The sequence below is a fragment of the Gammaproteobacteria bacterium genome (assembly GCA_027296625.1).
GTDB lineage: Bacteria > Pseudomonadota > Gammaproteobacteria > JAKEHO01 > JAKEHO01 > JAKEHO01.
The window spans coordinates 14,355-27,676 of record JAPUIX010000153.1; the positions used below are offsets into that span (position 1 = coordinate 14,355).

12 protein-coding genes are annotated in these 13,322 nt (G+C 53.0%); 5 read left to right on the forward strand and 7 right to left on the reverse strand.

Annotation, left to right across the window (positions count from 1 at the left end; genetic code table 11):
• Nucleotides 1-212 precede the first annotated feature (212 nt).
• Together O6944_08780 and grxD are read left to right on the forward strand one after the other, a co-directional pair.
• Nucleotides 213-1,745 (forward strand): hydantoinase B/oxoprolinase family protein, encoded by a 1,533-nt coding sequence (locus tag O6944_08780; protein ID MCZ6719226.1) that lies wholly within the window; start codon nt 213-215, stop codon nt 1,743-1,745.
• Between the two features lie 165 nt (nt 1,746-1,910).
• The gene (gene grxD / locus O6944_08785; GenBank protein MCZ6719227.1) at nt 1,911-2,237 is read left to right on the forward strand and encodes a Grx4 family monothiol glutaredoxin; all 327 of its coding nucleotides are present in this window, start codon (nt 1,911-1,913) and stop codon (nt 2,235-2,237) included.
• A gap of 72 nt (nt 2,238-2,309) precedes the next feature.
• Here grxD and dnaQ read toward each other — a convergent pair whose 3' ends face one another.
• The 3 genes from dnaQ to O6944_08800 are packed head-to-tail and all read right to left on the reverse strand — an operon-like array spanning nt 2,310 to nt 4,448.
• Nucleotides 2,310-3,062 (reverse strand): DNA polymerase III subunit epsilon, encoded by a 753-nt coding sequence (gene dnaQ / locus O6944_08790; GenBank protein ID MCZ6719228.1) that lies wholly within the window; start codon nt 3,060-3,062, stop codon nt 2,310-2,312.
• Nucleotides 3,063-3,094: 32 nt separating this feature from the next.
• Entirely contained in the window at nt 3,095-3,532 is a 438-nt protein-coding gene (gene rnhA, locus O6944_08795; protein ID MCZ6719229.1) for a ribonuclease HI, read from the reverse strand.
• A gap of 43 nt (nt 3,533-3,575) precedes the next feature.
• Nucleotides 3,576-4,448 carry a class I SAM-dependent methyltransferase gene (locus tag O6944_08800; protein ID MCZ6719230.1) on the reverse strand — a complete coding sequence of 291 codons (873 nt, stop codon included), beginning with the start codon at nt 4,446-4,448 and terminating at the stop codon, nt 3,576-3,578.
• Nucleotides 4,449-4,454: 6 nt separating this feature from the next.
• Between O6944_08800 and gloB the strand changes: the two genes are divergently transcribed.
• Both gloB and O6944_08810 read left to right on the forward strand, forming a co-directional pair.
• Nucleotides 4,455-5,228: a hydroxyacylglutathione hydrolase gene (gloB, locus tag O6944_08805; GenBank protein ID MCZ6719231.1), complete on the forward strand. Its 774-nt coding sequence runs from the start codon at nt 4,455-4,457 to the stop codon at nt 5,226-5,228.
• 22 nt (nt 5,229-5,250) lie between these two features.
• On the forward strand, nt 5,251-7,455 hold the full coding sequence (locus O6944_08810) for an AMP-binding protein (GenBank protein MCZ6719232.1): 2,205 nt from the start codon (nt 5,251-5,253) through the stop codon (nt 7,453-7,455).
• On the opposite strand, the gene O6944_08815 is transcribed toward O6944_08810, so the two are convergent.
• From O6944_08815 to O6944_08825, 3 genes are all read right to left on the reverse strand, one after another.
• The gene (locus O6944_08815) at nt 7,452-7,922 is read right to left on the reverse strand and encodes a DUF302 domain-containing protein (protein MCZ6719233.1); all 471 of its coding nucleotides are present in this window, start codon (nt 7,920-7,922) and stop codon (nt 7,452-7,454) included. The two genes, O6944_08810 and O6944_08815, sit on opposite strands and share 4 nt — an antisense overlap.
• 103 nt (nt 7,923-8,025) lie before the next feature.
• Entirely contained in the window at nt 8,026-10,383 is a 2,358-nt protein-coding gene (locus O6944_08820; GenBank protein MCZ6719234.1) for an SAM-dependent methyltransferase, read from the reverse strand.
• A gap of 126 nt (nt 10,384-10,509) precedes the next feature.
• Nucleotides 10,510-11,196 carry a protein-L-isoaspartate(D-aspartate) O-methyltransferase gene (locus tag O6944_08825; protein MCZ6719235.1) on the reverse strand — a complete coding sequence of 229 codons (687 nt, stop codon included), beginning with the start codon at nt 11,194-11,196 and terminating at the stop codon, nt 10,510-10,512.
• Nucleotides 11,197-11,493: 297 nt separating this feature from the next.
• On the opposite strand from O6944_08825, the gene O6944_08830 reads away from it, so the two are divergent.
• Nucleotides 11,494-12,600: a hypothetical protein gene (locus tag O6944_08830; GenBank protein MCZ6719236.1), complete on the forward strand. Its 1,107-nt coding sequence runs from the start codon at nt 11,494-11,496 to the stop codon at nt 12,598-12,600.
• Nucleotides 12,601-12,613: 13 nt separating this feature from the next.
• Here O6944_08830 and O6944_08835 read toward each other — a convergent pair whose 3' ends face one another.
• Nucleotides 12,614-13,090: a YbhB/YbcL family Raf kinase inhibitor-like protein gene (locus O6944_08835; GenBank protein ID MCZ6719237.1), complete on the reverse strand. Its 477-nt coding sequence runs from the start codon at nt 13,088-13,090 to the stop codon at nt 12,614-12,616.
• Nucleotides 13,091-13,322: the final 232 nt, after the last annotated feature.

Sequence of the window (13,322 nt, forward strand, 5' to 3'; positions counted from 1 at the left end):
GCCTGTGATGGAGTTAAGTGGGTTCATTGCATTCCCCCCGGTGGATATTAACCCATTTTCGATTGTTCGCGATACAGGTCGCCCACGGCCACGATGGATTAAATAGTTATCAAGTTTGCTCATTCAATGCAAGTGATTTCACCGCCAACTCATTGGCGGCAAGCGGGACCGCGATATTGCCCGCCACGGGCTAAGCCTTGAGCCCAAAGCCTATGGATCCGGTCGAACTTAGCCTTTTCTCCAGCCGCATACAATTCGTTTGCGAAGAGATGGGGGCTGTCCTCAGACGGACCGCCTTCTCACCGAACATTAAAGATCGCTTGGATTTCTCGTGTGCGGTCTTCGATGCGGCCGGCCAACTCTGTGCCCAAGCTGCCCATATCCCCGTACACCTCGGGAGCATGGCCTACGCCATGGCTGACATTATCGGGCGCCTTGACTGGCAGGAAGGCACTATGGTCATTCTTAACGATCCCTATCTCGGGGGCACCCATCTCCCCGATGTCACCCTCATCGCACCGTTGTTCGGCCAGCGCCGTCACCTGGGATTTGTTGCTAACCGTGCCCATCATGCTGATATTGGCGGCCGCACTCCGGGCTCCATGCCGCTCGCTGACACCTTAGAAGACGAAGGGTTGATCATTCCGCCTAGCTACCTTATGCGAGATGGCGAGATTTCGGAGGAATTGCTCACACACATCCTCAGCACAACACGCAATCCATCCATCGGGCGCGGGGATCTGGCCGCCCAGATTAGCGCGAATCTCGTCGGCCTAAAAAGGCTCAATCACTTAGTTAACCGCATGGGTCAAGGCCCATACGGCGACGCATTGGGTGCCCTCAACGACTACGCCGAATCACTTGCCATCGCCGGTCTCAGCAATATCCCGAGCGGCACCTATCGGTTCCAGGACGTGATGGATGACGACGGGTACGGGCGCGGCGATATCCCAATCAAGATCGCTATAACAGTGTCGCCTAGGCGCATTCATGTGGACTTTAGCGGCACAGCAAAACAGGTGAGAGGCAATATTAACTGCCCGCTGTCGGTGGCCGCCGCCGCCGTCTACTACACATTTCACTGTCTTATGCCTCCCCACACCCCGGCCTGCACCGGCAGTTTTCGCCCCATTACCCTGAACGCCCCTAAGGGCTGCCTCCTGAATGCCCGGCGGCCGGCAGCGGTGGCAGCTGGTAATGTAGAGACCAGCACACGCGTGGTCGATGTCGTTCTGGGAGCGCTGGCCAAGGCAGTGCCCGAGCGCATCCCTGCCGCGAGCCACGGGAGTATGAACAATGTCGCCATGGGTTCCGACAACTGGGATTACTACGAGACGCTGGGCGGTGGGATGGGCGCTGGCCGCCACGGTGGCGGCTTAAGTGGCGTGCAGACCCATATGACAAACACCCTCAATACGCCCGTTGAAGTAGTCGAGATGTACTATCCATTGCGTATCAGGCGGTACACACTGCGGGATAATTCAGGTGGTTTAGGGTTACGCGCCGGCGGCGATGGGCTGGAACGCGAATATGAGTTCCTTGCCAACACCACAGTGACGCTCTTGACCGAACGCAGGTTCCATGCGCCATGGGGACTTAACGGGGGTAGCGATGGACAGTGCGGAGTGAACCTATTGAACGACCATCCCTTACCGGCCAAGGTGAGTTTTATTGCCGGGCGCGGCGATCGCCTGACTATCAAGACAGCGGGCGGCGGCGGCTGGGGTCTTTCAAACAGGGAATAGATGATCGCATTGCCCCACTCAAACGCCTCTCATCTGCTTTAGCATCATCAGGTCCCAACCCACTAGGTCTTCCTTTCTGAAACCGAAACGCCTAGACTAATTTTAAATTTCGGGTCGCAATGCGCATACAAATCGCTATAGCCCGTGACCACATGAGGTAGAACGATGGACGTCATACAACGAATCAAAGATCAGATCGAAGGTAATCCCATTGTCCTTTTCATGAAGGGGACGCCCGATGCGCCACAGTGTGGCTTCTCAATGCAAACCGCTCAGGCGCTCAAGGCATGTAACGTTGAGTTTGCCTACGTCGATATACTTGCAGAACCAGAGATCCGTGCGAACCTACCGCACTATTCAAATTGGCCAACCTTTCCTCAAGTGTTCATCAACGGCGAGTTAATTGGCGGTTGTGATATTACGCTCGACCTATTTAAAAAGGGCGAGTTGCAGAGGATGGCCCAAGAGGTCGCCGCCCAGTCAACTAATTAATGCCCGTAACCGGAATATGTGACGAGGCAACCGGGGCGCCATATCTCGCACTGACATCGAGTGGCTGCGACGTTACTCTGAAGGATCACGCCTTGCATGAGTCACACCCTCGTCTGCTTCATACCTGTTCCAGAGACATTTCCCACCGCTCGCCTGTTCAATGGCTGCCAGGCACCTTTGATGAGCCTTAACTTCCGAGTCTGTCGGCGCGATCACACGCAATTGTGGACGCTCGCCATCAAAGCGTCGGGGGCTCTCTTTACTCCCGATGACACCCACGTTTCCACGGTCTAACGATAACTTGGCCTGGCCCCCTGTCATCGCCAGGTAAACATCCGTCAGAATCTCTGCATCCAGCAGCGCACCGTGCTGTTCGCGCTGGGAGTTGTCGACACCATACCTTTTGCACAGCGCATCAAGACTGTTCTTCTGACCCGGATGCAGTTCACGTGCGAGTGCCAGAGTGTCCAGTATGGTGCAATAGTCTTCAATCTGGCCCCACTCCGGCCCTAACTGGCTCAATTCGTAGTTGATAAAGGCAACATCAAACGGCGCGTTATGAATGATTAGCTCCGCGCCTTTCACAAAGTCAATGAAATCACCCGCTATTTCGGGGAAGCGCGGTTTGTCTGCCAGCGACGCAATACTGATCCCATGCACTTCAAACGCTCCGTCATCAATCTCCCGCTCGGGATTAAGATATTGCTGGTAGCGCCGCTCAGTGATTCGGCGATTGATGGTTTCAACACATCCGATCTCAATGATGCGGTGACCCTGAGACGGCTCAAGACCCGTCGTTTCAGTATCAAGCACAATCTGTCTCATCCTGTCCCTCTACTGTTAAGTACATAGATGACTCAACGCTCATACAGCAACTCATCGATGCCCTGATTGGCAAGCTGATCGACAATCTCATTTTCGGCGTGTCCACTGTGGCCCCTCACCCATCGCCATTCAACGTCATGACGGTCTACCGCCGCCTCCAAACGCTGCCAAAGGTCAGCATTCTTGACCGGTTTTTTAGCTGCTGTCTTCCATCCCCGCTGTTTCCAGTTTGGCAACCATTCAGTAAGCCCGTTTTTAACATATTGCGAATCGGTAGTAAGTCGAACCGCACATGGCCGCTTCAATGCTTCAAGGCCCTTTATCGCAGCCAGCAATTCCATGCGATTATTGGTGGTATCAGGTTCGCCACCGTAGAGCTTCTTCTCTTTTCGGTTATATCGTAATAGCACTCCCCAACCGCCCGGCCCCGGATTTCCGCGACAAGCACCGTCAGTGAAGATCTCCACCACAGCGCCCACTCACTCCGCCACCGCTGGGGACATTGTATCATCCTCAAACATTGTTAATTCCCCTCGTACTCGGCTCAGCAATCCCGGATGAAATGATCTGGCGGTGAGCGCGCCATGATGTCTTGACAGGCGTCACCGTCGCAACGCGCTTCTTCGCAACGACGATATACGCGCCTCCCAGATATGGCCAACACGTCCGTCCTATGCGCTCAAGCAATTCAAGCTTACTCATGACCCTTTCACTAGGCAACGGTGGGCGGAAATAGAATCGACGAGCTTTGATAATGTCAAAACCCAAAAGTGCCAGCCAGTCCTTTATGCGGGCAATCCCGAAAAAGCGGCCACACCAAGGCGGCTCGCCTCGCCAAGCAAGCACCGTGCGCCAGAGGCCCCACAAGCTCCATGGATTAAAGCCAAGGATGACGAGATGGCCTTCTCCGATGAGGATGCGTTCGGTCTCACGCAAAACTTGGTGAGGATCGGGTTCAAATTCAAGTAAATGTGGCAAGACGACCACATCGACGCTTTCGGATACGAGCGGCAATGCTCCACTTAAACAGATGGGCCCAGAGCAGTCTCTTGTGGCCTCTCCTGGATGGGTATTGATAACGGTCCGATGGGAGACACGGCTGGAGGCAAGTAGGTCCACCGTGCCAAGCCAACCAATTTGTATAATGTGGTAGCCGAACAGATCGGGCAGAACCTCACTAACCTGTTGAGATTCCCCCTCCACCAGACTGAGACCGGGATAATCAGAAAGCCACTGGTTCAGCCGCGTCCGAACGCTCGAACCGGGGCGATCATTAAGCAAAGAACTCATCGTAGTGCATTTCACCCATTGGCGGACAACAGAATAACCCTTCAGAGGCCATGGCGACCAGCCATCGTTGACCCAACGCTCATTCCCTGCGAGCATGATCTCATGTTCAAGATCACGCCGGTCGCTGCATTAAAGGACAACTATGTTTGGCTGATTCAGCAAGATGCCGAAAAGCGCGTTGCGATCGTCGATCCGGGCGATGCGGCACCCGTTTTAACGACGTTAAAGGAAACGGGACTTGATCCTGAAGCCATCTTAATCACGCATCATCACTGGGATCATGTCAACGGAATCCAGGCGCTGGTAGACCACTACACGATTCCGGTCTACGGTCCTGACACAGAATCATTTCATGGCAAGACCAACGGGCTTACCGAAGGCGACGAAGTCAAACTTACCGCCCTCAATGCTTCCTTCACAATTTTTGATGTTCCTGGTCACACTGCCGGCGCTATCGCCTACTACGGACATGGTATGCTTTTCAGCGGCGATACGTTGTTTACTGCTGGATGTGGCCGATTGTTCGAGGGCACTGCCGAGCAAATGTATCTCTCACTAACAAAACTAGCGAAATTACCAAATGATACCAAGCTCTACTGCGGCCATGAATACACTTTGTCCAACCTAAGGTTTGCGCAGATGGTAGAACCTGGGAATACAGATATTAAGACGCGCATCCAAACTACACAGCGGTTGCGTGAGAACGGCTTACCCACCGTACCTGACATCATGGCAACGGAACTGTTAACGAACCCCTTTTTGCGGACTGATGTCCCCGGGGTCATCGCGGCTGCGGAGTCCTACGCAGGGAAACCGCTATCTGGAGGTGCTGAGGTATTTGGCGCAATTCGCGCCTGGAAAGACTCAAGCCGGTAAATTGGAGTATGAAGGATAATACATGACGGATCTGCTTCGAATACTGCTGCTTCCTCTGTTGAAGCTGCTGTACCGGGTCAAAGTGATTGGGCTCGAACACTACCATGCCGCTGGTGATCGCGTACTCATCGTGGCGAATCATACCTCGTTGTTGGACGGGATGTTGCTCGCTGTCTTTCTACCTGGCCATCCAACGTTTGCCATCAACATAAAGATGGCTAAGAAATGGTACCTCCAGCCATTCGTGCCGTTCGTAAATCTGTTTACCATCGACCCAACGAACCCATTATCCATGAAGGCATTGATCAAGTTTCTTAAATCCGATCGTAAAGCGATCATCTTTCCTGAGGGGCGCATCACCGTAACGGGATCCTTAATGAAGATCTATGAAGGTCCCGGCATGGTTGCCGAAAAATCAGGCGCGATGGTATTGCCAATCGGTATCGAAGGTGCACAATTCACGCCCTTCTCATATCTCCGCGGGCGCATTCCGATTTCATGGTTCCCAAAAATTACAATCACAATACTGCCGCCCACTCGAATTGAAGTACCCTCGCAAATTCGTGGTCGTGCCCGTAGAAAAGCTGCCAGAGATGTTTTTGAAAACATTATGAAGCAGATGATTTTCAGCACCCGGAATCACCGCACTACGATCTTTGCGGCACTGTTAGACGCTGCGACGCACTTTGGCAGTTCGCATGTTATTGCCGAAGACATGGACCGTCATCCAATGACATACAGACAATTGATTACGCGCGCATTCATGCTCTCTCGTGCCATCGCACAGCACACGAAACAGGGAGAACGCGTCGGTATCCTACTACCCAACGCTATCGGGAACATCACTACATTTATGGCTATGCAGTGTCGGGGCCGTGTGCCCGCGATGCTGAACTTTACTGTTGGCCCCCAGGGACTGTTAAGGGCCTGTCAAACAGCAGAGCTGCGTTCGGTATACACGTCGCGGCGTTTTATTGAGAGCGCAGAACTCGAAGATAGCGTAGCCCTGCTCCGGGACAAGGTTAATGTGTACTACCTGGAAGACGTACGAGCAGGCCTCTCGTTGAGACACAAGTTTGCGGCAGTGATCGCAGGGTACTTTCCGCGCCTAACCTTCGAACGGATCAGAGGCACAGTGACGCCGGATGACCCCGCACTGGTCCTCTTCACCTCTGGCTCAGAGGGCCTTCCCAAAGGCGTGGTATTGTCACACAGCAATCTACTGGCAAATTGCGCACAAGTGCACTGTTACATCGACTTCACGCCACGTGATATCGTGTTTTTGGCCTTACCTATGTTTCATTCCTTTGGCATTACAGTCGGGGTACTGCTGCCGCTCTTAGAGGGAAGCAAGGTCTTTCTGTACCCGTCACCACTGCACTATCGCTTGATACCGGAGATCTCATACCAGATTGGTGCAACGATTCTATTCGGAACCAACACGTTCCTGGCCGGCTACGCCCGCTATGCACACCCGTATGATTTTTACTCCATGCGCCATGTCGTGGCCGGTGCGGAGAAGCTGCAGGATGACACCCGCCGCATCTGGGCGGATAAGTTTGGTATCCGCATTCTGGAAGGATATGGCGTCACGGAAGCGAGTCCCGCAATTTCCGTAAACAACTATATGGGCAACAAGCCTGGTACCGTCGGGCGCTTCGTCATTGGCATGGACTGGTATTTGGCGCCAGTCCCTGGCATGACAGAGGGTGGGCGTCTCGTCGTGCGTGGCCCCAACATCATGAAAGGCTATCTCTTGCATGGCAACCAAGGCAAGCTGACACCTCCCTCGACAGAGCGCGGCGAAGGTTGGTATGACACCGGCGACATCGTACACGTCGATAAAGACGGCTTTATCACAATCGTGGGACGCGCGAGGCGATTTGCCAAGATTGGTGGCGAGATGGTTTCGCTATCAACCGTCGAAGAAGTGGCTCGCAAGGCCTGGCCCAACGGCACCCACGCTGCTGTCAGCTTGGTAGACAAGAGAAAAGGGGAACGAATCATTCTTGTTACGGACTACGAGGAAGCAGAACGCAGGGATCTCGTTGAAGTGACACGTGCACGCGGCATCGGCGAGCTTTATATCCCACGAACCATCATGATCATCGACGCCCTACCGATACTCGGTACAGGCAAGGTTGACTACACAACCCTGACCGATCGGGTGCAATCGCGGCAGGTAGAGGAAGCACTCGAACCGTTCGAGGCCACCGATCCACACTAGTCGGCTAGGCCCGCCTCGATCGCATTGATTACGTCGTTCTCGACCTCCCACCATAGCTCTTCTGCCGGACTACCCTCGGCGACAACAGACGGGCGTTTAAAAAGGATCGTAGTCACCCCCTGTTTGTGAATGATCGTTATGCTCAACGGACAGAGGGCAAGCATGCGAGGATCCGCATTGCTGACCTGGTTGGTATACCAGGGATTGCAAAATACCATGCTCCGGATCCCTTCGAGCTGGTTGCGGTTATAGTCCTCTCCCCATCGTTCCGCGTTGCGAGCAAGGCTCTTGCCCATATTGGCCTCGAATATCACGTAGTAGCCAGCCTCCTCTAGCGACTTGTAAACCGTGTCGTACACTACATCCATGGGCTGGTGGACGGACTTTTCGTAGATCACCCCCGATTCTGCGTAGGCGTTCCATGCCAGCCAGATCACCATTAAGAACGCCAGCCGTATTTTCTTCATCGCAAAACCCTCAATCATTGACCTACCTAAACATTACCTTCTATTTTCATTGATGCACGCGGCAATTGCACCTCAGAATGAACAAAACTTGGCGGGATCACGATCATGCAGACGCAGGACGTGGACAGCTAATTGCAGCCACCCCGTACAGGCAGAGCGCCAGCAGGATGACTGTCATAAAGCCAAACTGAATCGCCAACACGGTTGCGAGTACTGCACTGATCACTGAAGCGCAACCGTTAATGCCCCAAGCCCACGGAATCATCGCCGGTGCGACATTAGCGACGCGCAATAGTCCCATTGGAAAGGGCATCCCCATACAAAACGCGAGCGGCGCGATCAATAGCAGAGAAATCGCAACCTTTGCCGCGTCTGCCATCGGCATTAACCAAACAAATATTCCGGGAAGCACAACGAGGTAGCTGAGCGCGACCAAGCTGATCCCGCCGATCGGCCATAGCACGCTTTGATTTCCAACCCCATGGCTGCGCCTTCCTGCAAAGATGCTGCCAAGACCGGCAAAAAAGAGGAACCCAGCTAGTACAACCGACACCGCATATAACGGGTGACTGAGAAATAAGATGAATTTCTGGATGAATGCGATTTCGATGAACAGAAAGGCTAAACCCACGGCAAAAAAATACAAAGACACGCGCCCACTCTGTTGCCATTTCACATCTTCTATCACCTCGTGACGTCTCCTGACCACAAGCGGTAGCAATATCAATACAAAACTTGCAAGCACTGCCTGAAGCAACGTCGCAATAAGGACTAAATAGCCGAGCTCAAGCATTGACAGACCGCCGCGCCCACGCAATGCTAGGATCTCAGGCAAAATGGCCCATTTGAAGAACTTGAAGAAATACGGTTTATCATCCGTTGTGGGCGTAATATCGAACTTATACCGTTCAATGAAACTATCACGCTCATCACCTAAAAGATTCGACGCTGCCTCAAAGAAGAATGCTTGGTCCAGTATGTTGTATTGATTTGCTTCTTGAGCCTGCATCCCCGGATAATAAGCGACGTCAAACCAGCGTGAATCACAGAACGCGCGCATGATCCCAATCTCTTCATTCGTAAATATCCCGTTTTTAACCAACAAGGTGCTCGTCTTCCAGCCGCGAATCCACACGATGCGATCTTCAGGATCATTAACGTCCATCTGCTCCAGCGCCGTCACAATTGTTGCAAAGAGTTTGGCGCCATCCCGCGGTGGAAGCTTGACCCAGCGAGTGATCGCTAGCATCCCTTCTGGTTTGAGCCGCTGCAGGTAGGTCTGCACTGCTTCAACCGTATAGAGATAACTCTCGCTAAGGGCGTACAAGCCTGCAGACGAAGCATTAAAGGCATCCAGCAAGGCAACCTGAATCAAATCAAAATGACGATCACTTTTGGCGACATAGCCTCGAGCCTCAGCAACATGAACATGGACGGGATCAAGGTTGTACAGCCCGCCTGCAAAATCGGCATAGGCATGTTGCACGAGATCAACAATGTCAGGGTTGAGCTCGACAGCATCAATCTCGCGGGCATCATGATAAAGGGCCTGCAATACATCTGCCCCACCGCCTGCACCAAGAATCAGAACACGGGGTGTATCCAGCAAATGGTAAGGCAGCGCCGAAGGTAGGAAATCTAAATAAGCTAATTGATCCGTCTCGCCGTTATATCGCGTGATGACACTCAACGAGTCGCCGTCGGTAAAAAGTCCCAATTGTGGCGGCGGCTCGCTTTGATTATTCAGACTCAGACCCGGGGCATGTCGAAATGGAATGATCGGGCTCTCCACCAATGTGACCAAACCCAAGGGACTTGATCGCTCATCAATGCTATCCGCACCGATGACCTGGAGCGCCTGACTTAATCCCTTGTATTGGATTGGTGTGATTTCCATCCATCGTTCTGGCAACCCAATTGGCAATAGCACGGCGATGAGGACTAAAACCGTGCCCAGCCATCGAGGTTGCCCTCTCAACCCGATCCAGGACACAGCGGATGCGATCACGGCAACGGCACCCAGAAATTTCACTGCATCCATGGGCGCAAAGATGAACAACAAGAGGATGATTCCCAATGCGCCCCCGCCAGCACCAACAAGATTGACTCCATATATTCTGTGGATCGATCCAGTAAACCGGCACAACGCTAGACCAATACAGTTAGCAGCAAAAAAAAATGGGAAAAAAAGCAACAGATTAAGTACAAGCAACCATAACCACTGATGGTAATCCCACAAGATCTCAAGCGGATTGAATGGGACATGTTGTGCCAATAGCACGCCCACCAACATGAACACTGCAATAAACAGTCCATTAACTACGTAGGCGACCGGAAAGTTCTTTGATAAACGATGGAAGGTGAGCGAAAGAAACGCTCCGCTCGCTCCGAAGCCAAGCAATGCGACGCTGATCATCATGTAGGCGAAATGATGCCATAGGATGATCGAAAAGATACGCATCAACAAGATCTCGTACGCAAGCGTGAGCGCAGAGATCAGTCCGATGGAGATAAGAAAGGGAACTGAAGGTTGAGAGTTTTGACCGCTTGCGTCTGCCCCTCTAGTCAAGATTGCGCGTCCACAACGTTAGTGTCCCCCGGTAAATGGAACAAAGCGAACCGGTAATAATTCTCTTGTAGTGATCTTTCCGTCGATATTCTTCTCAACCAACACCAAATATTGAGTCATAAAACCGCTGCCAACCGGGATCACCATTTTGCCGCCGGGCTTGAGTTGATCGATGAGAGGCGGAGGAATATACCCGGCCGCTGCAGTGACCACGATGGCATCGAAGGGGGCATTTTGTTCCCAACCGTAGTATCCGTCACCAATACGTGTTGTGATATTCTGATAATTTAGCCGTTGCAGACGTTCGCTCGCTTGCTGGCCCAGTTCCTCAATGATCTCAATCGTGAACACCTGCTTGACGAGTTTAGCCAACAGCGCCGCTTGGTATCCCGAACCTGTTCCAATTTCGAGCACTACACCGTTACCATCCAAATTCACAACGTCAGTCATCAATGCGACGATGTAGGGTTGCGAAATGGTCTGTCCGTAACCAATCGGCAATGGCCTATTAACGTAGGCATATTTACGGACGTTGGAAGGAACGAATTCGTGGCGGGGAACGGTTGCCATCGCTTCCATGACGCGCTCGCTCAGATCTGATTTTCCAATTTCCGTGCTGGTCGCACGCACATCGGCCCTGATCTCCATCACCATTCTCCTCCGGGCCTCGGCGTAATCATTGGCGGCAGATACCAGAAACGGCATCGAAGACAAGGTCAAAATCAGCTGGCAGACGAGAAGAACTCTTAACGTCAGCATACGCGTACACACGTTCCGATCAGTTTTACAGTGTGCGGGAAAATATATCCAAGCAATGTTAACAGGCAGCGAATACTTGTGCATTCAACCGTGAATGGCCATCAGACGAACGCAGCGCGTTTCTAAGGGGCGCCAGCATGTCGCTGCCCTATTATGTTGTCTTTAATGCCCAAAGCATGCTAGAACCCTATATCAGAGCGCCAACATCACTCGAGCCATTGCACCGAGTCAGGTCGCTTTCGATTGCGACAGTATTTCATCTTCAAACTCTTTGCCGTATGCGCGCTGTTGCTCGGTGCGCCACTCGTCGGCGTACTGCTCACCGGAAAACCCCTGACTGTCTACCTCGAATTTCCTCCCGTCACCCGCTACGTCGCACATGCTACGTTATCCTGGCCACTCTTTATCATGGCAGCACTCAGCGGGTTCGTGCTTTTGGCTTGGATCGTATTCCTAGCAATCCCTGACGCAGCAGCCCCATCAAGACCCAGCGTGTCGCGAAGATCCATGCCGTGGTGGGGTTGGCTTGCGCTCATGTCGCTCGCCGTATTCTGGATGCTGGCCTGGAGCCGATTTGCTTGGTTTCGACCGCTGCAACAGTTCACCTTCACTCCCTTGTGGCTTTCCTACATTGTGCTTATCAATGCGCTCGTCTACCGACGGACCCAAGCGTCGCTCGTCACTCACAGACCAGGTTCCTTATTGGCCTTGTTCCCAGCCAGTGTTCTGTTTTGGTGGTACTTCGAATATCTAAACCGGTTTGTGCAGAACTGGTATTACATTGGAATTGAAAGCTTTGGCCCGGGCGAATACACACTGCACACAAGTCTAGCCTTCTCGACTGTCCTGCCAGCCGTCATCAGTACCCTGGCATGGGTAAAATCGTTCCCACAGCTCGCCGAGCGGCGCCTCAGATGGCGCGTCACGATCCCACCATCACCGCGGGGCGCGCGCTTGACTATTGTGATCGCCTGCTGTGGCCTTGTGGGGCTTCCGATCTGGCCCGATTACCTGTTTCCCCTCATTTGGATTACACCCTTGCTGCTCATCGTTTCTGTCCAGGTGGTCCTGGGCGAACGCACGGTATTTGCCCCGCTAGCTGACGGCGACTGGCGCCCGGTCTACCTGCCTGCCATCGCGGCGCTCATATGTGGCTTGTTTTGGGAGATGTTTAACTATTTGAGCTACGCCAAGTGGATCTATTCCATCCCATTTGTACAGCGCTACGAGATCTTTGAGATGCCGCTCGTAGGTTACATGGGTTACCTGCCATTTGGACTCGAGTGCCTGGTCATCGCCGACCTGGTAGAGCGCCTTAGACATCGGTCTGACGCACAGCAACGGGCCTAAGCGACACCAGCCACTATCGACTGCGTTGATAAGTCCCCATGAGCTCGGCCTTGGCCAGAATGTGTTCCTCCATGGCGGCCTCCAACTCTGCTTTGGTGGGCTTACTAAGGTCTTCTAAGATGACATCGAGCGCATAAAGCTTGTAAAAATATCGATGGCGTCCGATGGGTGGGCACGGCCCCTTATAGCCTGTCTGCTGCCAGTCATTGCGTCCCTCCTTGGTACCGGTAGGCAGATCCTTCGTCGAGACGGCTTCGGATAATCCGGGCGCCGATGCAGGCAGGTTATACAATACCCAATGCACCCACGTCATTTTCGGCGCAGCCGGATCAGGCGCGTCCGGATCGTCAACGATCAACACAAAACTCTGTGTTCGCTGGGGGATATCGGACCACGACAGCGCCGGTGAGATATCTTTGCCATCACAGGTATACGCGGACGGGATTTCCCCATTTTGACTGAATGCCGACGATGTCAGTGAAAGACCCATCTGAATACCCTCTCCTCGTCTATCTGCGAATGCGCTGTGCGATGCGAAGAATGCAAGTCCAGCAACACTCAAAATGAACCAAATTGTACCGGGTCGATGCCTGTTGGATCGCGCACTGCTCACGGAATTCTCTACCAATGCTCTCTGACCCCGCCAGCTTATACCTGAAATGGATCAGTAACATCTATCGCGGCTCACCGCGACACTATCCAAAAGCATAGCGCACCCATAA

What these genes read in the sequence shown, in the direction of transcription:
- O6944_08820 (MCZ6719234.1), bottom strand. Translation starts at nt 10,383, where the DNA reads ATGCGTATCTTTTCGATCATCCTATGGCATCATTTCGCCTACATGATG.
- O6944_08815 (MCZ6719233.1), bottom strand. Translation starts at nt 7,922, where the DNA reads ATGAAGAAAATACGGCTGGCGTTCTTAATGGTGATCTGGCTGGCATGG.
- O6944_08780 (MCZ6719226.1), top strand. Translation starts at nt 213, where the DNA reads ATGGATCCGGTCGAACTTAGCCTTTTCTCCAGCCGCATACAATTCGTT.
- gloB (MCZ6719231.1), top strand. Translation starts at nt 4,455, where the DNA reads ATGTTCAAGATCACGCCGGTCGCTGCATTAAAGGACAACTATGTTTGG.
- grxD (MCZ6719227.1), top strand. Translation starts at nt 1,911, where the DNA reads ATGGACGTCATACAACGAATCAAAGATCAGATCGAAGGTAATCCCATT.
- dnaQ (MCZ6719228.1), bottom strand. Translation starts at nt 3,062, where the DNA reads ATGAGACAGATTGTGCTTGATACTGAAACGACGGGTCTTGAGCCGTCT.
- O6944_08810 (MCZ6719232.1), top strand. Translation starts at nt 5,251, where the DNA reads ATGACGGATCTGCTTCGAATACTGCTGCTTCCTCTGTTGAAGCTGCTG.
- O6944_08800 (MCZ6719230.1), bottom strand. Translation starts at nt 4,448, where the DNA reads ATGCTCGCAGGGAATGAGCGTTGGGTCAACGATGGCTGGTCGCCATGG.
- O6944_08825 (MCZ6719235.1), bottom strand. Translation starts at nt 11,196, where the DNA reads ATGCCGTTTCTGGTATCTGCCGCCAATGATTACGCCGAGGCCCGGAGG.
- O6944_08835 (MCZ6719237.1), bottom strand. Translation starts at nt 13,090, where the DNA reads ATGGGTCTTTCACTGACATCGTCGGCATTCAGTCAAAATGGGGAAATC.